Origin of the sequence: Dolichospermum circinale AWQC131C (genome assembly GCF_000426905.1) — a bacterium.
Taxonomy (GTDB): domain Bacteria; phylum Cyanobacteriota; class Cyanobacteriia; order Cyanobacteriales; family Nostocaceae; genus Dolichospermum; species Dolichospermum circinale.
In genome coordinates, this window is sequence record NZ_KE384613.1 from 424 (window position 1) to 649 (window position 226).

1 protein-coding gene is annotated in these 226 nt (G+C 32.3%); it reads right to left on the minus strand.

The annotated features are described in order from the left end of the window. The coding region (locus ACIR131C_RS26795) for a Uma2 family endonuclease (RefSeq protein ID WP_035371914.1) at positions 1-226 on the minus strand (226 nt) is incomplete at both ends.

A 226-nucleotide genomic window follows, 5' to 3' on the forward strand; every position in this document is an offset into this window, starting at 1 on the left:
TGGAGCGCGTAAATCAGTATTTGGCATAATAAACCCACCACTGGAGTCAAATATTCTTCCTAATTTACGAGGTTTTATCCAATTACCTAATAATCTAATCAATTCAGCGCCAATTTCACTAGATTCTATATCCGATGGACCCATAATTAAAATATTGCCTTCTTGTAGTTCTATTTGATAGTCGTTATCATCATCTTTTAATATTTGTTCTATTTTTTCTACGTTG